Source organism: Saccharopolyspora sp. NPDC050642 (assembly GCF_040654735.1).
Classification (GTDB): domain Bacteria; phylum Actinomycetota; class Actinomycetes; order Mycobacteriales; family Pseudonocardiaceae; genus Saccharopolyspora; species Saccharopolyspora elongata.
In genome coordinates this window covers 1-19,941 of the sequence record NZ_JBFAIN010000071.1, presented here as the reverse complement: position 1 = coordinate 19,941, position 19,941 = coordinate 1, and the positions used below count along the sequence as shown (strand labels likewise).

The 19,941-nt window shown below is 69.4% G+C and carries 18 protein-coding genes and 2 pseudogenes; 11 read left to right on the top strand and 9 right to left on the bottom strand.

Annotated elements, in window-relative coordinates; genetic code table 11:
- Positions 1 to 131: 131 nt before the first annotated feature.
- Positions 132 to 836: a TetR/AcrR family transcriptional regulator gene (locus tag AB0H93_RS43470; protein WP_358582644.1), complete on the bottom strand. Its 705-nt coding sequence runs from the start codon at positions 834 to 836 to the stop codon at positions 132 to 134.
- A 111-nt stretch (positions 837 to 947) separates the two neighbouring features.
- Between AB0H93_RS43470 and AB0H93_RS43465 the strand changes: the two genes are divergently transcribed.
- Positions 948 to 2,510 (top strand): FAD-dependent monooxygenase, encoded by a 1,563-nt coding sequence (locus AB0H93_RS43465; protein WP_358582642.1) that lies wholly within the window; start codon positions 948 to 950, stop codon positions 2,508 to 2,510.
- Positions 2,511 to 2,557: 47 nt separating this feature from the next.
- Here the strand turns inward: AB0H93_RS43465 and AB0H93_RS43460 are convergent, their stop codons facing one another.
- On the bottom strand, positions 2,558 to 3,511 hold the full coding sequence (locus AB0H93_RS43460; RefSeq protein WP_358582639.1) for a TIGR03564 family F420-dependent LLM class oxidoreductase: 954 nt from the start codon (positions 3,509 to 3,511) through the stop codon (positions 2,558 to 2,560).
- A gap of 85 nt (positions 3,512 to 3,596) precedes the next feature.
- Here AB0H93_RS43460 and AB0H93_RS43455 point away from each other — a divergent pair, with 85 nt between their 5' ends.
- Positions 3,597 to 4,229 carry a TetR family transcriptional regulator gene (locus tag AB0H93_RS43455; RefSeq protein WP_358582637.1) on the top strand — a complete coding sequence of 211 codons (633 nt, stop codon included), beginning with the start codon at positions 3,597 to 3,599 and terminating at the stop codon, positions 4,227 to 4,229.
- 51 nt (positions 4,230 to 4,280) lie between these two features.
- Here AB0H93_RS43455 and AB0H93_RS43450 read toward each other — a convergent pair whose 3' ends face one another.
- Positions 4,281 to 5,414: a glutathione-independent formaldehyde dehydrogenase gene (locus AB0H93_RS43450; RefSeq protein WP_358582635.1), complete on the bottom strand. Its 1,134-nt coding sequence runs from the start codon at positions 5,412 to 5,414 to the stop codon at positions 4,281 to 4,283.
- 219 nt (positions 5,415 to 5,633) lie between these two features.
- Here AB0H93_RS43450 and AB0H93_RS43445 point away from each other — a divergent pair, with 219 nt between their 5' ends.
- Both AB0H93_RS43445 and AB0H93_RS43440 read left to right on the top strand, forming a co-directional pair.
- Entirely contained in the window at positions 5,634 to 6,788 is a 1,155-nt protein-coding gene (locus AB0H93_RS43445) for an alkaline phosphatase PhoX (RefSeq protein ID WP_358582634.1), read from the top strand.
- 146 nt (positions 6,789 to 6,934) lie between these two features.
- Positions 6,935 to 8,089 carry an alkaline phosphatase PhoX gene (locus tag AB0H93_RS43440; RefSeq protein WP_358582631.1) on the top strand — a complete coding sequence of 385 codons (1,155 nt, stop codon included), beginning with the start codon at positions 6,935 to 6,937 and terminating at the stop codon, positions 8,087 to 8,089.
- Positions 8,090 to 8,108: 19 nt separating this feature from the next.
- On the opposite strand, the pseudogene AB0H93_RS43435 reads toward AB0H93_RS43440, so the two are convergent.
- From AB0H93_RS43435 to AB0H93_RS43425, 3 genes and pseudogenes are all read right to left on the bottom strand, one after another.
- Positions 8,109 to 8,216: pseudogene (locus tag AB0H93_RS43435) on the bottom strand (IS982 family transposase); the annotation flags it as partial.
- Between the two features lie 17 nt (positions 8,217 to 8,233).
- Positions 8,234 to 9,517 (bottom strand): oxygenase MpaB family protein, encoded by a 1,284-nt coding sequence (locus AB0H93_RS43430; RefSeq protein WP_358582629.1) that lies wholly within the window; start codon positions 9,515 to 9,517, stop codon positions 8,234 to 8,236.
- Positions 9,518 to 9,671: 154 nt separating this feature from the next.
- Entirely contained in the window at positions 9,672 to 9,971 is a 300-nt protein-coding gene (locus tag AB0H93_RS43425; RefSeq protein WP_358582627.1) for a hypothetical protein, read from the bottom strand.
- A gap of 104 nt (positions 9,972 to 10,075) precedes the next feature.
- Between AB0H93_RS43425 and AB0H93_RS43420 the strand changes: the two genes are divergently transcribed.
- On the top strand, positions 10,076 to 10,741 hold the full coding sequence (locus tag AB0H93_RS43420; RefSeq protein WP_358582624.1) for a DUF5753 domain-containing protein: 666 nt from the start codon (positions 10,076 to 10,078) through the stop codon (positions 10,739 to 10,741).
- A 75-nt stretch (positions 10,742 to 10,816) separates the two neighbouring features.
- Positions 10,817 to 10,966 (top strand): annotated as a pseudogene (locus tag AB0H93_RS43415) (DUF397 domain-containing protein); the annotation flags it as partial.
- Positions 10,967 to 11,018: 52 nt separating this feature from the next.
- Here the strand turns inward: AB0H93_RS43415 and AB0H93_RS43410 are convergent.
- The 3 genes from AB0H93_RS43410 to AB0H93_RS43400 all read right to left on the bottom strand — a co-directional run bounded on the left by AB0H93_RS43410 (position 11,019) and on the right by AB0H93_RS43400 (position 13,862).
- A complete protein-coding gene (locus tag AB0H93_RS43410; protein WP_358582622.1) occupies positions 11,019 to 11,699 on the bottom strand; it encodes a class I SAM-dependent methyltransferase in 681 nt (226 codons plus the stop codon).
- Positions 11,700 to 11,800: 101 nt separating this feature from the next.
- The gene (locus tag AB0H93_RS43405; RefSeq protein WP_358582619.1) at positions 11,801 to 13,306 is read right to left on the bottom strand and encodes an alpha/beta hydrolase; all 1,506 of its coding nucleotides are present in this window, start codon (positions 13,304 to 13,306) and stop codon (positions 11,801 to 11,803) included.
- A gap of 106 nt (positions 13,307 to 13,412) precedes the next feature.
- On the bottom strand, positions 13,413 to 13,862 hold the full coding sequence (locus tag AB0H93_RS43400) for a helix-turn-helix transcriptional regulator (protein WP_358582616.1): 450 nt from the start codon (positions 13,860 to 13,862) through the stop codon (positions 13,413 to 13,415).
- A gap of 299 nt (positions 13,863 to 14,161) precedes the next feature.
- Here AB0H93_RS43400 and AB0H93_RS43395 point away from each other — a divergent pair, with 299 nt between their 5' ends.
- Genes AB0H93_RS43395 through AB0H93_RS43375 form a run of 5 tightly spaced genes read left to right on the top strand, consistent with a single transcriptional unit; the run spans position 14,162 to position 19,707 of the window.
- Positions 14,162 to 15,268 (top strand): hypothetical protein, encoded by a 1,107-nt coding sequence (locus AB0H93_RS43395; RefSeq protein WP_358582613.1) that lies wholly within the window; start codon positions 14,162 to 14,164, stop codon positions 15,266 to 15,268.
- Complete coding sequence (locus AB0H93_RS43390) at positions 15,252 to 16,583, top strand: hypothetical protein (RefSeq protein WP_358582610.1); 1,332 nt, start codon at positions 15,252 to 15,254, stop codon at positions 16,581 to 16,583. The genes AB0H93_RS43395 and AB0H93_RS43390 overlap by 17 nt, the downstream gene beginning before the upstream one ends.
- Positions 16,580 to 17,056 carry a hypothetical protein gene (locus AB0H93_RS43385; protein WP_358582608.1) on the top strand — a complete coding sequence of 159 codons (477 nt, stop codon included), beginning with the start codon at positions 16,580 to 16,582 and terminating at the stop codon, positions 17,054 to 17,056. Before AB0H93_RS43390 ends, AB0H93_RS43385 begins: the two co-directional genes overlap by 4 nt.
- Entirely contained in the window at positions 17,053 to 18,483 is a 1,431-nt protein-coding gene (locus AB0H93_RS43380) for a hypothetical protein (protein ID WP_358582605.1), read from the top strand. The genes AB0H93_RS43385 and AB0H93_RS43380 overlap by 4 nt, the downstream gene beginning before the upstream one ends.
- 30 nt (positions 18,484 to 18,513) lie before the next feature.
- Positions 18,514 to 19,707 (top strand): hypothetical protein, encoded by a 1,194-nt coding sequence (locus AB0H93_RS43375; protein WP_358582602.1) that lies wholly within the window; start codon positions 18,514 to 18,516, stop codon positions 19,705 to 19,707.
- Positions 19,708 to 19,941 lie beyond the last annotated feature (234 nt).

The following is a 19,941-nucleotide window of genomic DNA, read 5'->3' as shown; positions in this document are numbered from 1 at the left end:
CATCACCGCCAGCCCACGCAAAATCACCGCGATCGTCCGCGCCGCACTCACCCTCACCCACCACGAACACAACCGAATCCACTGAGATCACCTCAATGGAAATCAGAGATTCGATTTCCATTGAAATTGCGTCAAACCGAGTCGGCGGCGTGGGCGGCGATGCCTCGGATGAGGATGTCCAGGCCGAACTCGAAGCGCTCGTCGCCTTCGCCGGACATCAGCGCCGGGAGGAGGGCGACGATCGTCGGGAACCGATCCGCCGGGAGCTCCGCGAAGTACCGCCCGATCATCTCCATCCGCTCGCCCCGTTCCTCGTCGCTGAGCCCGAAGTCCGCGCTGCGCTCCATGGCGACCGCCGTGGCAAACAGGGCGAGGGTGTCGACGGAGAACGCCACCACGCGGTCGGAGAATCCGGCCGAGCGGAGGACGGCCATCATCGCCTCGGAGACGATCAGCGCGTTCGGCCCGGCCGGCGCCGGGGTGCGCATCACGACCTGCGCGATGCCTGGGTGCGCCGTGAGCACCTCGACCTGCTGGCGGATCAGGTCCTTGAGCGTCTCCTGCCACTTCTCCGGGTCGAGCTCCGGCACCCGGATCTCGCCGATCACGAGGTCGAGCATCAGCTCGTGCAGCTCGTCCTTGTTGCGGACGTAGGCGTAGAGCGAGGCCGCGCCGGTGCCGAGCCGCTGCGCGACCTTCCGCATGCTCACGGCGTCCAGGCCTTCGCTGTCGAGCAGTTCGAGCGCGGTGCGCACGATCAGCTCCAGGCTCAGCGGCCGTTTCGCCGCCCGGTCACGCACGGCGCGCTGCTGCCAGGGCGGAACCGGCAGGGACATCGTTCACCACTTTCTCGATCGGTGCTTCGAACACCGTACTTGACGCGAACACCGTTCGCGAGTAGAACATCGTTCGTAAGTCACGAACACCGTTCGCAAGAGGGGTCACCGATGTCCGAACGAACTCCAGTCCTGATCGTCGGCGCCGGGCTGTCCGGCCTGTCGACCGCCGTTTTCCTGGGCCTGCACGGCACGCCGTCGCTGGTGGCGGAGCGCCACCCGGGCACCTCCACCCACCCGAAGGCGCGAGGTCAGCAGAACCACGTGATGGAGGCGCTCCGCCTCGTCGGCCTCGAGTCCGCCATGCTCGACGCGTCGCCCAAGAGCCAGGGATTCCTGCTGCGCATAGCGCAAAGCGCGAGCGGCCCGGTGTTCCGCGAGATCCTGCACGACACCTTCCTGTCGCTCGACCACCTGACGCCGGCGGGGTCGGCCGACGCCAGCCAGGCGAGCGCGGAGCGCATCCTGGCCGAGCGCGCCCGCGAACTGGGCGCCGAGGTCCGCTTCTCCACCCGGCTGGATTCCTTCGAGCAGGACGAGAACGGCGTCCGCGCGGTGCTCTCCGACGCCACCGGAACCCGCGAGGTGCACGCCGACTACCTGGTCGCCGCCGACGGCCACCGCAGCCCGATCCGCGAGCGGCTCGGCATCGGCACCCACGGCCGGGGCGCCCTCGGGCACTCGATCCACTGGTTGGTCCGCGCCGACCTGTCGGCCGTCGTCGGCGATCGCCTGGTCATGTACTACCTGCAGAACCCGGAGCTCTCCGGCGGCAACGGCGTGGTGGTCAGCACCGACCACCCGGACCAGTTCGTGGTCGGCGTCGGCTACGACCCGGCGCACGAGGAGCCGGCGGACTTCACCGAGGAGCGCAGCCTGGCGCAGATCCGGCTGGCCACCGGCGTGCCCGAGCTCGACGCCGAGATCCTCGCGACGGACAGCACGGTGACGACCATGCAGGTGGCCGACCGGTTCAGCGCCGGCCGGGTGCACCTGGTCGGCGACGCCGCGCACACCATGCCGCCGCACGGCGGGATGGGCGGCAACACCGCCGTGATGGACGGCTTCTACCTGGCGTGGAAGCTCGCAGCGGTGCTCCGCGGCGAGGCCGGGCCGGGACTGCTCGACAGCCACGACGCGGAGCGGCGGCCGGTGGGCGAGCTGATCGCGGAGAACCAGTTCCGGAACGCCATCGTGCGCAACCGGCCCGACCTGGCCCGGGAAGACGACGCGCCGCCGATCGAGGACCCGGCCGTGCTGCTGTTCGGGTACCGGCACAACGGCGCGGTCGTCCGGGAACCCGGCGACGAGGGCGAGCTCCTGGAGAACGCGACCAGCCCGACGGGCCGCCCGGGTTCGCGCGCCCCGCACGTGCGACTGTCCACTCCGGACGGAGAGGTGTCCACGATCGACCTGTTCGGTCGGGGTTTCGTGCTGCTGACCGGATCGGAAGCGTGGGCCGGGGCCGCCGAGGAGGTCGCCACCGCGCTGGGGGTCCGGCTGGAACCGCAGCTGATCGGCGGCGAGGTGACCGGCGACTGGACCGGGCCGTACGGGGTCGGCGCGGACGGGGCGGTGCTGGTCCGCCCGGACCGCTTCATCGCCTGGCGCAGCCGGGGTCCCGGCACCGCCGCCGACCTGGAGAAGGCGCTCCGCACCATCCTCGACCGCTGAACTCCGCGCGCGGGTGTGCAGTTTCAATTGAAACTGCACACCCGTCGTCAGCTCGGAGCGTGGTTCGCGGCCAGCTCGCCGAGGAGTTTCCAGGTCCGGCGCTCGTCGGCCGCGGAACCGATCGCGGTCTGGGTGTAGATGAGCTCGGTCGCGCCCGCCTCGAAGTACTCGGCCACCTGCTTCGCGATCGACTCCTCGTCCCCGATCGCGACCAGGTCGGCGGGGTTGTCGATCCCCTCGCGGTCCAGCGCCGCGCGGTAGGACGGAATGGTCCCGTAGTAGGCCATGTTCGCCTCGGCGCGAGCCCGCGCGCCCGCCACGTCGGAGGTCACCACGCCGGAGACGATCACGGCGATCCTGGGCTCCGGCCGCCCGGCGGCTTCGGCGTAGCGGCGGATGGTGGGGACGGTGTACTCGGCCAGCGTCCGCGGCCCGGACAGGATCGGCAGCGCGCCATCGGCGAGTTCGGCCGCGGCGCGCAGGGTCAGATCACCGGCCGCCGCCACCAGCACCGGCACGCGCGGCCGGGCCCCGGGCACGCTCGCGGGGAGCGTCGTCCTGGCGACCAGCGTTTCCCCGCTCAGGTCCACCGAGCCCGATTCGAGCAGCTCGCGCAACGCCGTGAGGTATTCGCGCAGGTGGCGAACCCTGGGATGCGGGGCGATCCCGTAGGTCTGCTCGACGAACGACTTGATCGACAACCCGACTCCGAGCGTGAAGCGTCCGCGGCCGGCGGCCTGCGCCGTCTGGGCCTGCATCGAGAGGGCGATCGGGTGCCGCGGGTAGATCGGCACGACCGCGGTGCCGACGTCGATGCCCGGGACTTCGCGCGCGGCGATCGCGGCCACCGTGATCGCGTCGTGGTCGAACCGCTGGGTGAACCAGGCCGACGTCAGCCCGGCGGCGGCGAGCTCTTTCGCCTGGTCGATGAGGGCGTCCACGGAGTTCGCTTCGCCGGAGAGCGAGGTGTGGTCGGTGGGCAGGGCTACGCCGATGCGCATTCGCGTGCTCCAATCGGTTCCGGAGCAGAAAGCTTAACTCAGTTAGAAAATTAACCGAGTTAGAGACCGTGCTAGCCTCGATGACGTGGCAGAACGAGTCGGACTCCGGGAGCGGAAGAAGCAGCGGACCCGCACGGCGATCGCGGACGCGGCGATCGCGATGTTCCTCGAATCCGGTTTCGACGCGGTGTCCTGCGCCGACGTCGCCGCGCGGGCCGAGGTGTCGAAACCGACCCTGTTCAAGTACTTCCCGGCCAAGGAAGACCTGGTGCTGCACCGCATCGCCGACCACGAGGGCGAAGCGGCAGCCGTGGTCCGGGACCGGGCGGCGGGCGAAGACCCGCTCGCCGCGCTGCGGCGGCACTACCTGGCGGCGCTCGCCGCGCGCGATCCGATCACCGGACTGAACGACAGCCCGGAAGCCCAGGGCCTCCAACGGTTGATCGACGACACGCCCAGCCTGTCGGCCCGCATGCTCGGTTTCGCCGAGAGGAGAGCCGAAGCGCTGGCGGACGCGCTCGCCGAAGCAGGCGCGCCCGCGGGCATCGCGACCCGCATCGCGGCGCACCAAGTTGTCACGGCGCTCCGAGTGCTCGCCGAGGAGAACGTCCGCCAGGTCGCCGGCGGCCGCTCCCCCGACGAACTCCACCCGGAGGCCGTCGCAGCCGCAGAGTGCGCCTTCGACATGCTGCGCACCGGCATCTGCGGCTCCGTGTAGTGAGCGGCTGTGGTCGTCACGGCGACCACAGCCGCTCACGACGCCTGCGGCTCACGGGTGCAGGACGACCTTGGTGTAGCCCTCGATCCGCTGGTCGAACTTGCGGTAGGCGTCCGGGGCCTCCGTGAGGGACAGCTCGTGCGAGACGACGAAGCTGGGCTTGGCCCGGCCCGCGATGATCATGTCGCGCAGCTGCCGGTTGTAGCGCTTCACGTTGCACTGCCCGGTCCCGATGACCTGGCCCTTCTCGAACATCCGGCCGACCGAGACGAGCAGCATCCCCTTCTTCGCCTCCTCGTTGGGCCCACCGGGATCGGCCGGCACGTACAGGCCGGGCACGCCGAGCCGTCCGGTCGGGCGCACCGTCTCGATCAGCGAGTTCAGCACGATGGCCGGCTCCTCCTTCGAGCCGTCGCCCACCTGCGCCTGGTAGCCGACCGCGTCGACGCCCTTGTCGGTGCCCTCGCCGTCGGTCTGCTCCTTGATCATCGCGACCGGGTCGCCCATGGAGAAGTCGATCGGGATGGCCCCGATCTCCTCCGCCTTGGCCAGCCGCTCCGGCACCCGGTCGACGCAGAACACCCGCGCCGCACCGCGCAGCAGCGCCGAGTAGGCGGCCATCAACCCGACCGGTCCCGCCCCGTACACGACGACGCTCTCGCCCGGCGAGACCTGCGCGAGCTCGCAGCCGTGGTAGCCGGTCGGGAAGATGTCGGCCAGCAGCACGAAGTCGGCCTCGTGGCTGCCGTCGGCCGGCAGCTTCAGGCAGTTGAAGTCGGCGAACGGCACCCTCAGGTACTCGGCCTGCCCGCCGGTGTACGGCCCCATCGCGACGTAGCCGTAGGCGCCGCCGGCGAAGCCGGGGTTGACGGTCAGGCAGAAGCCGGTGTTGCCCGCCATGCAGTTCTTGCAGAAACCGCAGGCGACGTTGAACGGCATCACGACCCGGTCGCCGCGGTTCAGGCTGGCCACGCCGGAGCCGGTCTCCTCGATGATGCCCATGTTCTCGTGACCGAACACGATGCCCGGTTCGGCGGCTGTGCGGCCCTCGTACATGTGCAGGTCGGAGCCGCAGATCGCGGTCGAGGTGATCCGCACGATCACGTCGTTGGGGTGCTGGATCGTCGGCCGGTCCACCTCGTTGATCGCGACCGAGAAGGGCTCCTGGTACACGACTGCCTTCATCGTTGACCACCTCCGAGTGGAAGACGCGCGAATTCCATCTGGCTGCCGACCAGGGATTACCCCGTTCGGGAAGCCCCAAGACACTGCCGGGCGTCACCCGAACGAGGGCCGTGCGCGGAGTTGCCGGACCAGGTCCGGTGGGACCGAACGGCGGTAGTTGGCGTCCGGCCGGTTCAGACAGGATGGGGATCCGCCGCCGACGGACTGAAGGGAGTCGTTGTGCGGCGTCGTTCTTTTCTCCGTGCTGCCGTGATCGGTGGCGGCGTTGCCGCCTTCTCCGGCGGGTTGTGGACCGGGGCCGCCGTGGGCGGGCCGATCCGCCGGGTGGCCGAGGGCCCTTACGGGCCGCTACTTCCGGCCGATGACAACGGGATCGAACTACCCGAGGGGTTCACCAGCCGCATCATCGCGCGGTCCGGTGAGAGCGTCGAAGCCACGTCCTACACCTGGCACGACGCGCCCGACGGCGGGGCCTGCTTCGTCGACGGCGACGGCTGGATCTACGTGTCCAACTCCGAGATCGAGCCGGGCGGCGGCGTCGGCGCGGTTCGGTTCGACTCCGGCGGCGGCATCGCCGACGCCTACCGCATCCTGGACGACACGCGGCGCAACTGCGCCGGTGGGGCGACACCGTGGAACACCTGGCTCTCCTGCGAGGAAGTCGGCTACGGGTACGTGTTCGAGACCGACCCGTGGGGCGCGAAGGAGGCGGTGCGACGGGACGCGATGGGCAAGTTCAACCACGAGGCCGCGGCCTGCGACCCGGTCCGGAAGGTGATCTACCTGACCGAGGACGAACCCGACGGCTGCTTCTACCGGTTCCGCCCGGACAACTGGGGCGACCTCGGCGCCGGTGGGCTGCTGGAGGTGCTGGTCGCCGGGCCGGAGACCTCGGGCAAGGCCACCTGGGCGGAGGTTCCCACGCCGACGCCCGACGACGGCGACACCCCGACCCGCGAGCAGGTCTCCGACGCGAAGCACTTCGACGGCGGCGAAGGCTGCTACTACGCCTCCGACAAGTGCTGGTTCACCGCCAAGGGCGAGAACCAGGTCTGGCAGTTCAACGCCGCCGACGACACCCTCGAACTCGCCTACGACGGCGGCGGCGAACTCGGCGGCGTCGACAACGTGACCGGCACTTCGTTCGGCGATCTCTACGTGGCCGAGGACGGCGACAACATGGAGATCTGCATCATCACGCCCGACGACGTGGTGGCACCGGTGGTCCGGGTGAACGGCCAGGACGAATCCGAGCTGTGCGGACCCGCGTTCAACCCGGCCGGCGACCGGCTGTACTTCTCCTCGCAGCGCGGCACGTCCGGCTCCTCCTCCGGCGGCATCACCTACGAGATCACCGGCCCGTTCCGCCACTGACCCGGGCCTGCGCCGGTCGTCCCGCGGGGACGACCGGCCGGTGAGCCATGCGGTCGCGGATTCGCCCCCGAACGGCGGTAGTTGGTGCCCGATCGGTTCCGACACGATGGGGGTCCGCCGCCGACGGGTCGTTGAAGGGAGTCGTTGTGCGGCGTCGTTCTTTTCTCCGTGCTGCTGTGATCGGTGGCGGTGTTGCGGCCTTCACCGGCGGGTTGTGGACCGGGGCCGCCGTGGGCGGGCCGATCCGGCGGATCGCCGAAAGCCCTTATGGGCCAGTGCTTCCGGCCGATGACAACGGGCTCGAACTGCCCGAAGGGTTCACCAGCCGCGTCATCGCGCACTCCAGCGACAAGGTGGAGGGCACGTCCTACACCTGGCACGACGCGCCCGATGGCGGCGCTTGTTTCGTCGACGGCGACGGGTGGATCTACGTGTCCAACTCCGAAGTGGAGCCGGGCGGCGGCGTCGGCGCGATCAAGTTCGACTCCGGCGGCGGCATCGTCGACGCCTACCGCATCCTCGAGGACACGCGGCGCAACTGCTCGGGCGGCGCAACCCCTTGGAACACCTGGCTTTCCTGCGAAGAGGTCAGCTACGGGTACGTGTTCGAGACCGACCCCTGGGGCGTCAAGGAGGCGGTGCGGCGGGACGCGATGGGCAGCTTCAACCACGAGGCCGCGGCGTGCGACCCGGTCCGGAAGGTGATCTACCTGACCGAGGACGAGCCCGACGGCTGCTTCTACCGGTTCCGCCCGAACAACTGGGGCGATCTTGGTGCCGGTGGGCTGCTGGAGGTCCTGGTCGCCGGGGATGGGACGTCGGGCAAGGCGTCGTGGGTGGAGGTTCCGGAGCCGACGCCCGCCGAAGGTGACACCCCTACGCGCGAACAGGTCGCCGAGGCGAAGCACTTCGACGGCGGCGAGGGCTGCTACTACGCCTCCGACAGGTGCTGGTTCACCACCACTGGCGACAGCCGGGTGTGGCAGTTCAACGTCGCCGACGACACCTTCGGGCTCGCCTACGACGGCGGCGGCAGCCTGGGCGCCGTCGACAACATGACCGGCAGCTCCTTCGGTGACCTGTACGTCGCCGAGGACGGCGACAACATGGAGATCTGCATCATCACGCCGGACGACGTGGTGGCGCCGATGCTGCGGGTGAACGGCCACGACTCGTCCGGGCTGACCGGCCCGGCGTTCAACCCGGCCGGCGACCGGATGTACTTCTCCTCGCAGTACGGCCCGTCCGGCGAGTTCTCCGACGGCTACACCTACGAGATCAGCGGCCCCTTCCGGCACTAGATGGTTGATTCCTCGGTCTTCAGTGCTCGCAGGCGATCAGGGAGCGTTCGGCCGGGGCGGTTCCGGCCCAGTTGTGCCAGATGGTGGCAGCGAGGGCCAGCAACCGTTGTGCGGTTCGGGCCGTGATTTCTCGAGAGATTGCGGTCACCCACGCGGCGGTGGGAACTGGGAGTGGTGGCTCTCCTGGGGCACGCCCGCCGCCTCGGCCTGGCGCGCTTCTGCGCCCTGCGCCATCTGCCTGTCGACGGCCAGGAGCGGTACGATCTCCACATCACCCGCGTGCTCAAGCTTCTCCGCGCTACGCGGCGTCGGCGCGGAGATCTCTTCGTTGTAGCCGGCGAGCTGGGTGGGCAGTGCGAGCGGCTTGCTCTTGCCCCTGGTCAGGATGCGCAGTTCCAGCGCGTACTGGGCCTTGCCGAGCCGGTCAAGCCACCACCTGCCCAGCCGGGAACGGTCTTCGATCCGCTCCAGTCCCCCGAGCACGGCCACGTAGACCCGGACGACAACCTGCCACAGCGGCGAGTGCGGAACCTTGAGCAAGTTGGCCACGTCCTTGCCGATCAACCTGCGCAGCAGTGCGGGGACGACACCGTCGAAAACCTTCCCCGGCAGCACCCCGGAGTAGAGGTCGATCAGGTGCCCGGTGAGTTCCGCGCCTTCTTCCGACGGTCCCGCACTGCGCGCCAGCGCGGTGGCGAACAACTGGCGCGCCTCGCTCGCGGTCGACGGCATCGCGGCGGCCGGGATGCCGAGGAAGGTGCCCGCGACACGCCAGGTGTGCATGTAATCCTCGGCCTCCTGCGCGGTAACCCTGATCCGGAGCCGCTCCAGGAAGTCCAGCACCTGCACGGACAGTGCCAGCCACACGATCAGCAGGTGCTCCTGGGAAGCGGGAACACCGTGCCGGTCCTCGTCCCAGCTCCCGGTGGCGCGGAGGTGGTGTCGGACGGTCGCGTGGATGAGCCGGACCTTCACCGCGCTGACCACGAACCGGCTGTTCGGGCCGAACGGGTCCGGCTGCATCAGGTCGAAGACGAACTGGGCGGTGTTCGCCATCCGGCGCTCGGGGTAGCGCAGGCGATGGGTGAGGCTCATCATCTTCGCGCCGAGCGGGACCGCGTAGGCCATCGCCATCGAGCCGAGCGCCAGGACGGTGCCGATGTGGATGCCGTCATCCTCGAAGAACTCGTGCACCCGGGTCAGCCGCTCCTGGTCGGCCCACTCCGGAGCCACCCTGGCTTCCTGGAGGAAGTCGTGCAGGCCGCGCGGCAGTCCGACCGGGATGTCCTGGTCGTAGGAGTGCCACTGGCTCAGGACGCGGTTGACCTCCTCCAGTTGCCCCTTCTCGACCAGTTCCGAGACCACCTGCTCCGCTTTGGGATCACCGATCCGCGCCAGCTCATCCAGCGTCTTCCCACTGATTTCCATGACAGTCCTCCGCCCTGCCGTCAACGCGACTTGCCCGCCCGACGGCAACCGCGGGCGGGCGTTCCAGTCAGGAGGATCCGAGAACACGAGGAAGCTCGCAGGTCCGCTCACCGGGCCACGCGTCCAAACCACCCTGCGGGGTGGACATGGGCCGTCACACGCCACTACGCACGGGGTCTGGCCAGGCGAAACCTGATCCCAGCCGGATATCGATGGGCAACTGGGGGTGCTCGTCGACGTCCCACCAGAGCCGGTGGCGGCCGACGTACTCCGCCACCGGCTCTGGTGGCCACCGGATCTCCTCCTCCGGCGGAGGATCGTCCGCGGTTTCAATTGAAACTGCGGCGATGCGGGCGGTGCGTTCGGCTTCCAGTGCCTCGCTGAGCTGCCACACCATCACCGCTCCCGGTCCGGCACCGGCGTGCTGGCCGGTGCCACCGCGTATCGGTATCACCGCGAGAACTCGTGCTACGACTGCGAATGCTCCGAGTGCCGCGAGGTATCCGAGCGGGTTCTGGATCAGGTTCAGGAGAATCACGACGCATCCTCCTCTCGGGCTTGCGCATCGCGGCGGGATCGCGCCTCGTCCCAGCAGGATCCGCAGCCACCCACCGAGGCTGGTGGACCAAGTACTCGGCCCTGTTCAGCGAAGACCTGCTCCGCTTCTTCGGCTTCGAACACGGCGCGGAAAGCCTGCGGACTTACGGAAGCGATCTCATCTTCGGACTGCTGCAGACTGAGGACTATGCCCGCGCCATCATTGAGTCCGGCGCTCCTAACCTCCGCCTCGCCGAGGTCGACCGCCGGGTTCAGTGCAGGGTCGCCCGTCAGCAGAGGATCGTCGGAGACGAGCCGCTCCAGATCATGGCCGTGATGAGCGAGGCTGCGATCCGACAGCAGGTCGGAGGCGAGGAAGTTCATAAAGCGCAGCTCAAGCACCTTGCCGGGCTGATCGATCAGTACCCTGAGTCACTTGAGATCCGAGTCGTGCCGTTCCAAGCCACTGGGCATCCGGCAATGGGCGGATCAGGCTTCTCGTTGATGACCTTCCCCAGCGGGCAACTTCCAACTTTGCTCTGGCAGGAGACCGTCACGTCGACACAGCTCATCATGGATTCGTTGACAACCCGCGAATACGGGCTGGCGCACGCAGAGGCGACGAAGAGCGCGCTGAGCAGAGAAGATTCCTATGCCCTAATCAAGCAAGGGTTCAGCCGCCGGTAGCTTCCGGCTACAGTCAGAAACATGAATTCCGTCTATGTACAGGCTCTGAGCAGAGCGATGTGACGAAAGTCCACGCGAAGCTCGGACAACTCGTACTGCGTCGAGGTCGCGGTGACGCCGGGAGTGGTCGGGGTCCGCGACACCAAGGACCGCACCGGCGGCACCCTCACCTTCAGCCGGGGCCAGTGGGCCGGTTTCCTCGCCGCGCTGCGGCAAAGCGCCTGATCAGGTGTCGTGAGCGTGAAGCCGGTAAGAACCGGCTTTGACACTCACGACCTCACTCGGGCTTGCGCCACAGCAGGGAATGACGCCAGAAAAGGTGGCGGCGCACTTGGGCTCCGGGGAGGATTTCCCGTGCTGCGTCGCTGATTTCGGTCAAGGTCGCGCTCGCGTCCCGGACCGGCATGCCTTCGTCGTGCGGTTTGCCCGCTCGTCCGCGCGTGGCCAGGTAGGCGCCGACGGCGGCGTTCGCGGAGAAACTGGCCGCTGCCATGGCGAAATCGGCCGCGGACTCCTCCCGGTAGAGACCGATGACGGCGAGCACTCCGCCGGGACGGAGCAGCGAGGCGAGCCGGATCAGGCCGGGGCGCAGCGGCATGTGGTGCAGGCTCGACAGGGCCGTCACCGCGTCATAGCCCTCGGGATGCAGGTCCAGGTCGGCATCCAACACGTCTCCGCGCAGCCACCGCACGTTCGTCGCGGACGTCCGGGCCGAGGCCTGATCGATCATCTCCGCCGAAACGTCCACGCCGTCGACGAAATCCACGCGCTCGACGAGCTGCCGGACCAATGCGCCGGTCCCGCATCCGACGTCGAGCACCCGCGAACGCTGCGGCACCTGCCGCAACAACCACGGGTGGTAGTGCGCGTTGTGATCCCACAACAACGCCCGAGGCAACTGAATCAACGAAACCTCCCCATCTGGTTGCCCCGCCAGGAGTGCGACGCCCTCGACCACGCTACTCGGCTGGAGGCTCCCCGAAACTGCGGCCGAAAAGCTCGTGAGCGGTGCTGGTCGCTGGAACGACCACCACCGCTCACGAGTGGAAATGCGTCAGATCAGGCCGCGTGGACCGGACGGATGGCAGGACCGGCCGAGGCCGTTGCCGCCGCCGGCGGTTCCGTCGGGTAGACGGCCTCGCAATGCGTGCCCGGAGCCGGAGTTTCCAGCGTCGTCAGGTACTTCTCGACGTGGCCCACGATGCAGGCGTTGCGGTAGTACTGGCCATGGCCGATGCCGTCGTGCTCCAGCAGGACCGAGTTGTCGATCTGGTCCGCCACCGCGAGGTTCCAGGCCGTCGGCGTCGCCACGTCGTACTTGCCCTTCACGATCAGGATCGGCGGCGCGCCGTTGATGGACAGCTCGTGCTGCGGGTTGCTGACCTCACCCGGCCAGCCCAGGCAGGTCGTCACGTCGCTCCAGAACGGCGAGATCTTCGTGTGCGGCGCGACCTTCTCCGCCTGCTCCCGGTAGCTCTGCAGTTCCGCGAAGTCGCGGACCTTCCAGCTCCAGTCATCGCACCAAATGGCCTGGTACGAGTTCTCCACCAGCTCCGCCGGGGCCGCCATCGCGCTGACCGACGGGTTGCCTTCGGACAGCGCCTTCAGGCGGTCCGCCAGCCCGTACCACCGCTCCTCCGGCCGGTACATCGCGCGCATCAGCTCGCTGCGCAGCGAGCCCGCGCTGAGCGCCGTGCCGGTCGCCGGGTCCGTGAGGGTGCCGGCTTCGGCCTTGGCGTGCACGCCGTCCCACACCTCGCGGACGTCCTGGCCGTACAGCGAGCAGTTCGCGGTCCGCTCGCACCAGTCGGCGAAGGTGTTGAACGAGCCTTCCAGGTCCTCGCTGGCCGTTTCGATGTAGCGGCCACCGGAGGTGTTGCTGTGGTCCATGTTCGAGTCGATCGTCATCGCCCGGACCCGGTTCGGGAACAGCTCCGCGTACTGCTGCCCCACCTGGGTGCCGTACGACGCGCCGTAGAAGCTCAGCTGCTCCTCGCCGAGCGCCGCGCGGATGGCGTCGAGGTCCCGGACCGCGCTGATCGTGTCGACGAAGTCGAACACGGGGCCGGTGTTCTTGCGGCAGTCCTCGCCCAGCTTCGCGTTGTAGGCCAGCAGGTCCTGGAACTCCTGCTCGTTCGCCGGGAAGTTGCCGGGTGCCTGCTCCAGCAGCTCGGCGCTGCACCGGACCTCGCTGCTGCGCTTCACGCCGCGCTGGTCCCAGCTGACGATGTCGAACCGCTTGCGCAGCTCACCGTCCTGCAGCTTGTCCGCGCCTTCGATGTAGGTGTCGATGCCGGAGACGCCCGGGCCGCCGGGCGCCACGAACAGCACGCCGATCCGGTTCTGCGGATCGGTCGCCGCCAGCCGGCCGATCGTGATGTTCGTCTTCGCGCCGTCTGGGTTGTTCCAGTCGATCGGCACCTCGACGGTGGTGCACTCCCCCTGCCGGTCGCCACATGGTTCCCAGGTGGGACCGCTCGGCCCCGCGAACGCGGTTTGCGCGCCTGCGAGGGACGAGAGCATGAGCGCGGCCGATGCCGCGACGAGTAACGGGCGTTTGAGCACAGGTTCTCCTCGTGATGAACCGTTGAACGATCACGAGCCTAGGCGCACTTGATCACTCGAACGGACGCATTCGGAGCAAAAAGAGGTTTCCTGTGCCATTTTTCGGCTAGTCCGCGACGTAGAGGTCGGGGTTGTCGGAGAGCGCGGCTACCATCGCGGCGCGCGAGCCGACGTCGAGCTTGGTGAAGATCCGTCGCATGTGGGCGGAAACCGTGTACAGGCTGATCTCCAGCACCGCCGCGATCGACCGGTTGGTGTAGCCGAGCCCCACCATCCGCGCGATCTCGCGCTCGCGCGGGCTGAGCACCTCGTCGACCTTCGGCGCGACCGGCACGAGCAGGCACCGCATGCCGAGTTCCGTCATGTCGAGCAGGGGTTTCCGGGCCACCCGGTGCGGTCCGGCGAGCTCGCCGACCCGGCGCACCAGGGCCTGCACCAGGTGCTGCACCAGCTCGTCCGAGCCGAGGTCGACGACGCGGTCCCGCCACGGCGGTTCCGGCTCGGAAAGTCCTCTGCGGGCGTGCGGAACGGATGTGGCGATCGAGTCATTCGGCATGTACCGGCCTCCCCAGTCCCGGGTGCGGATCGGCGGTTCGCGCCACCCCCGCCAACGGCCCGCTTCCCCCTTCGCGGGCCGGTCACGGCCTTCGCCGCGGCGCATACCAGCAAAACCAACATCGTCCGTTCGCACATCGTCGATTCGTGTGACACCCGGATCATCTAGGTCGGACAGCTGGCACATGAACGTGCGACTACCACCCGAATGCCGGTTGCCCTGGACTGTTCGCACGCGCTCACCGACGGCCGGCTTGACGAAAGAGCCGCCGGACGCGGTGCAGGACAGGAGGATCCGCCATGAGTCGCTACCGGGCCGTCGACGGCGAGCTGGAGGACGAGCTGGCCGGCGAGCTGGAGGACGAGTTCGAGTTCGAGGACGAGCTCGAAGGCCTCGTCCGGGAGCTGGAGGACGAGGACGAGTTCGAGGACGAGGACTTCTACGAGTTCGAGGATGAGGACGAAGACGAGGACGAACTCGAGGACGAGCTGGAGGACGAGTTCGACACCGAGTTCGAGGACGAGCTCGAAGCCCTGGTCCAAGAGCTCGAGTACGAGCTCGAAGACGAGGACGAGTACGAGGACGAAGACGAGTACGAGGAGGAGTTCGAGGCGCTCGTCCGCGAACTGGAGGACGAGTTCGAGTTCGAGGCGGAATACGAGGACGAGGGCTTCTCCAACCCGGCGCGCCGGGTCTACCCCGACGCCGAGCTGATGGCCAACCTCGCGTTCCAGGCCGAGCAGGCGGAGACCGAGGACGAGGTGGAGGGTTTCCTCGCCCCGCTGATCGGGCTGGCCGCGCGCGGACTGCCCAAGCTGGCGCCGGTGATCCGCAAGGCGGCGCCGATTCTGCGGCGTGGCATCGGCAAGATCGGCCGGAGGCTCTGGAAGGGCAAGGGCCGGCGCAAGATCCGCAAGATGCCGTTGCTGGTCAAGAAGGCCGCGCAGCGGCTCAAGCGCAAGTCCAGGCCCCAGGCCGGCCCCAAGAAGAAGTACACCGGGACGCACCGGCGCACGAAGAACACCGCCGTCAACCGCCGCCGGAAGAACACCACCCGCCGCAGCGGCGTCCAGCGCAAGCGCCGTCGAGCCCAGAGCCACCGCATCAAGCCCCGGCGGACTCCCGGACGTCCCAAGCGGTACACCGGGAAGCGGCGGAAGCAGGGCCCGCTCTCGATCGTGCCCGGCGCGGTGTCCAGCGCGCTCCTCGGCAGCATCGGCAGCTTGGCGGCCAGGGGAATCGGCGACTTCGCGAGCAGCCTCTTCGAATACCCCGAAGACGAGCCCAGAACGGCTCCGCCCCGGCGGAACGGCTACCGGTCCGCGAGCGATCGGCGCAGGGCGCAGCTGATCGCAGCCGCACGCCGCGATGCGCAGGGCGGCAGAACCAATGGGTACCGCGGCTGAGCTGCGGCCGGTCGCGTCTCGCTCGCGGCCGGCGCCGCAGCAGACATCCGCGTCGAACCGGGAACTCCGCAACTGGGTGCGCACCCAGGCGACGAACGTGGAGCGGCATCTCGACGCGCTGCGCCCGTTCGGCTGGGCGGAGTTCGGCGATCCGGCGACCGGGCCGAGCCGCGCTCACCTGGTCGCGGTCAACGACACCATGAACACGCTGCGCAGATCGCTCAACTCGGCGACCCGGGACGCCCGCCGCGCTGCTGAGGCCGCGTTCGCGCACCCGAGCCCGCAACGGCTGCAGGAGGTGCTGCGCACGAAGACGCGGGCGCAGCGCTGGGTGAAGGAGACCGAACGGATCTGGGACTTCTACCTGGAGCTGTTCAACCAGCGGCAGAGCCGGTTCGCGCCGTGGCTGGTCGCGGCCGACCGCATCGCCCTGGACTGCTACCAGTACGCCTACCTGGGGATCGGGCGCTGGCGCTCGATCCCGACGCCGCCGCCGTTCTGCTACCTGGAACCCAGCCACGGCCCGGCGACGTCGCGGCGCGGCATCCCGCTGCGGCGGATCAGCAACCGGGTCAACCCGTTCCCGCTGATCCAGCTGCCGTTCCACCGGCTGGTCAACCCGTGGACGCTCGGCGCGGTGCTGCACGAGGTCAGCCACAACCTGCAGAACGACCTCGGGCTGGCGCGGGCGATCCCGCTGCAGGTCGCGGCGCGGCTCACCGAGGCCGGGGTGCCGAAGGCGGTGGTGTCGATCTGGGTGCGGTGGAACCGGGAGACCTTCGCCGACATGTCCGCGCTGCTGCTGGGCGGCCCGGAGATCGTGGGGTCGCTGTTCGACGTGATCGGCCGGACGCCGGCGAAGTCGATGCGGTTCGCCCGCCGGGCCGTGCACCCGGTGCCCTACCTGCGCGGAAAGCTGTCCATCGAGTTGCTGCGGCGGATGGGTTTCCCGCGCCGCGCCGAGGAGTACGAGCGTGCCTGGCACGCCCTGTACCCGCGGCCGAAGCTCATCGACGCGCCGCCGGCGCTGCTGGCGACCGCGGACCGGGCGATCCCGGCGGTGGTGGACGCGATGTGCTTCGCGTCGTTCCCATCGCTGGGCAACCGGAGCCTGGCGAAGGTGGAGCGGTTCGAGCCCAAGGAACAGCGGATGATCGAGGAAGCCGCCGGGCGGCTGGCCGACGGTGTGTCGCCCGGCGTGGTGCCGGAGCGGTTCCTGATCGGCGCCGTCCGGTACGCGCTCCAACAGCGGATGGCACCGCCGCAGCGGCTGGTGCGGTTCTTCATGGAAGAACTGGGGAGGCGAGCGCGGTGACCTTGCGCGACGAATTCCCGGTGCTGGCGCGGGAACTCCGGCAACTCGCTGCGGCGTGGCGGGCGCTGGAGTTCAGCGTGATCGAGGACCGCCCCAGCGGCGAGAGCCCAGCCCTGTCGGACCGGCTCGCCGAGGTCGTCACCGACGGCAGCGCCGAGCTGCAACCGGCGCTGGTCGCGGTCCGCGGCCGGTCGGACGGCGAAGCCCTGCACGCCACGGCGTTGGCGCTGCGGCAGACGCAGCGGCGGCTCGACGACGAGTTCCGGTGCCACCACGCGGCCGCCGAGCTCATGCGCGCCGTGCGCGGGCGGGGCCCGCAGTGGCTCGGTTGGGCGCACAGCATCCGGTCCGGTGTGGACGGATGCCTGGATTCGTTGCGCAGCACGGAGGACACCATGTTGCGGTGCTGGCGCGAGGCAGCCGAACTCGCGGTGCGGTTCGGCATCGAGGGGAACTGCGAGGGCAGGCGATGACCATCTACGACGACCGCGTCAGCGGGGGCGGTGTCAACGGGGATCGGGGTGCCCAGCTGCCGCCCGCCCACGATATCGACAGCGCGTATCCGCTGGTCACCCGGCACGAATCGCTGTGCTGCGAGCGTCCCGGCGACATCGCGAGCAAGGCGATCAGCGACGTGCTCGGGTGGAAGTGGCGCAACGGCGACACCAAGGGCTTCGCCGCCGCGCTGACCGGGAGCTTCGAGCTCAAGCGCGTCGAGGGGCACACCGAGGCGAACTGGACGCCGCGCGGCTACGCCATCCAGGCCGACCTGGGCGCGGTCACCGGCGGGCAGGCATCGCTGGCCGCGCGGGCGCGCAGCGCGATCAAGGACGCGACCGCGCTGCTCGACTCGCTGAAGCCGCTGCGACCGGGCGTCGATCCGGAGAACGGCGAGGGCTTCCGCAGCCTGGTGCGCCACGAGCTGGAGGAGATCCGCAAGGAGCTGGAGAGCCCGCTGCTGCGGGTGCCGCGCGTGGACCAGCTCTTCTTGCTGCTGCTGGGGAATCCGGCGTCCGCGGTGGACCCGGACCTGGTGCGCGGGCACCTCGGCGAGCTGCGCAACGAGTTCGGGCTGATCGGCGGGCTGGTCAACACCATCGAAGAGGAGCGGATCCAGACCTCGTTCATCACGCTGGTCGACTGGGTGCTGTCGCTGTACCGCGGCTGGCTGGACGCCCGCGGCCGGATCGACCCGTTCGCCCAGCCGGAAACCGGGCAGGCGCCGTTCTTCGGCCCGGCCGTCGTGGCGCTGTCGCAGCTGATGTCGGCCGCCGCGGTGCAGACCGAGGAACTGGTCGCGGCGCTGAGCTCGGTGAGCATCCACCGCGGCGACCGCGAGGTGCTGCGCATCCCCGATCCGGACGGCGGCTCGATGTCGCTCGGCGGGTTGTTGCGCTGGACGTACGAGTTCACCTGCTTCGAGGGCCGCAAGCTGATCGAGGTCGCGGGCAAGGACGGCGTGGACAGCGCGTTCCTGCAGGTCGCGGAGCGGCTGGAGCGGCTCGTCGGCAACCTGCCGCGGCGCGGCGATGGCGACGAGCAGGACGTGCCGGGCAACTACCGGGCGACGCTGCCGCCGGGATTCTTCAGCTCCCGGGTGCAGCGCGCGGTCGACGAGCTGCACGACCACCTGCAGGAGATCGTGCGCGTCGCGCGGCCGATCCGGCACGGCGCGAAACCGGCCGACCCGCCGGGACCGCCGACCCCGCCGCCCGACTCCGGGCCCAAGCCGCCGGATCCGCCCGAGCCGCCGCCACCCGGGCCGTTCCCGCCGGGCACGGCACCCGCGACGGGAGCCCCGGAACCCGCTGCCCCGGTCGAGGCGTCGCCCGACCTCGCAGCCAAGCGGCGCAGCCCGCGCAAGCGTCCCGAGCCCAAGCCCGCCCCGCGGCCGGAATAGCGGCCCGCCCGCGCCCCGCACGGAGGAATGATGGCCACCGAAAAGCAATACCGGGAACTGTTCGACCGGGTCGCCGCGCTGCGCAGACAGGTCGCCGGCAACCTGTCGAACGAGCTGGGCAGCGACCCGCAGGTCGGTGAGGCGATCCTGAAGCAGATCGACGACATGCTCTTCGCCGTGGAGGTCGAGGCGAAGAACGAGCCGAAGCCGCCCGACGGCGGCCTCGCGCAGCTGGTCGGCATCGGCGGCGAGTCGGCCGACGACCTCGGCGCGACCCGCATGCCGCACGGCGTCGAGGCCTACGACGAGACCATCGCGTCCGAACGCATCCTCGCCGTCGCCGACCTGTACTACCTGTACCAGCACGAACGGATCGGCGTGCCGCGCGTCGTGCAGAAGCTGCGGGAGCTGTTCGAGCGCGGCGCGATCCGGCTCTCCGACGGGCCGGGCGCGTTCGGGCTGTACCGGTTCGACCGGCGCGACGTGCTCCGCTACACCAAGCGCGACCGGATCAACGCCTACCGGCGGGTGCTCGGCTACGGGCGCGGGCTGGGCTCGGCGAACTCCCGGCCGAACACCGATTTCCACCGGCTGTTCACGCAGTTCAGCAACCAGGTCGCGCTGTTCTGGCGGGACAAGCGGATTTCCGACGTCATCCGGGAACGGGCCCACGACATGGCCTTCGGCAGCATGGCCGTGGTGCGGCGCAGCGGGCTGGACCTGCGCAACAACCTGAAGTTCACCTCCTACGGCCACCTGAACGTGCTGCGGGTCGAGGTCATGCAGCTGATGGACGAGTGCTTCCGCATCCTCAACTCCGAGGACGTCAAGGACCTCTTCGGCGCGGCCAACGGCTGGGACGTGGTGGACGAGGTGCTGATCCGCTACTTCGACGAGAAGCTGGTCACCTCGCCGCGGCAACGGATGGCGGTGACCGGGCGGAACGTGCTGCGCTGGCTGGCGGCGCCGCACATCCTGGAGACGACCCGCTCCGAGTTCGAGGCGCTGCTGCTGGAGGTCGCGGAGCCGGCGGAGGAGTGGATCACCTCGGCGGAGTCGCTGCGGCTGGCCGACCGCACGGGATCCAAGCAACTGCTCCCGTGGGACCGCCAACAACCGGCGGGAGTGGCGGCACCGTCCCGTGGGGAGCGCCCGGTGTCCCCTGCGCGGGACCGCCAACCGGCCCTGGCCCGGCGAGCCCGCCTCAACGGCCACCGCAGGTGAACCCGCCTCGGACCGGGCCCTGCGACAACGCCTCCCCGCACCGCCTCACCTCGGTGCCGGGGAGGCAGTTTCAATTGAAACTTGCGGATCGTCGGCGTGTCAGACAACGACACGCCGTCACCTGTGGACAACTCCCGCAATTTCAATGAGCGTTTTTCATCTTGTTTCGTGTTCGAGGGTGAGGATGGCTTTGGCGAGGGTGCCGACTTGGTGGGGGCAGCAGCGGACGCGGTC

Coding starts and splice junctions, on each gene's coding strand:
- AB0H93_RS43470 (WP_358582644.1), bottom strand. CDS start 836: ATGTCCCTGCCGGTTCCGCCCTGGCAGCAGCGCGCCGTGCGTGACCGG.
- AB0H93_RS43465 (WP_358582642.1), top strand. CDS start 948: ATGTCCGAACGAACTCCAGTCCTGATCGTCGGCGCCGGGCTGTCCGGC.
- AB0H93_RS43460 (WP_358582639.1), bottom strand. CDS start 3,511: ATGCGCATCGGCGTAGCCCTGCCCACCGACCACACCTCGCTCTCCGGC.
- AB0H93_RS43450 (WP_358582635.1), bottom strand. CDS start 5,414: ATGAAGGCAGTCGTGTACCAGGAGCCCTTCTCGGTCGCGATCAACGAG.
- AB0H93_RS43430 (WP_358582629.1), bottom strand. CDS start 9,517: ATGGAAATCAGTGGGAAGACGCTGGATGAGCTGGCGCGGATCGGTGAT.
- AB0H93_RS43400 (WP_358582616.1), bottom strand. CDS start 13,862: ATGCCGAATGACTCGATCGCCACATCCGTTCCGCACGCCCGCAGAGGA.
- AB0H93_RS43395 (WP_358582613.1), top strand. CDS start 14,162: ATGAGTCGCTACCGGGCCGTCGACGGCGAGCTGGAGGACGAGCTGGCC.
- AB0H93_RS43390 (WP_358582610.1), top strand. CDS start 15,252: ATGGGTACCGCGGCTGAGCTGCGGCCGGTCGCGTCTCGCTCGCGGCCG.
- AB0H93_RS43380 (WP_358582605.1), top strand. CDS start 17,053: ATGACCATCTACGACGACCGCGTCAGCGGGGGCGGTGTCAACGGGGAT.
- AB0H93_RS43375 (WP_358582602.1), top strand. CDS start 18,514: ATGGCCACCGAAAAGCAATACCGGGAACTGTTCGACCGGGTCGCCGCG.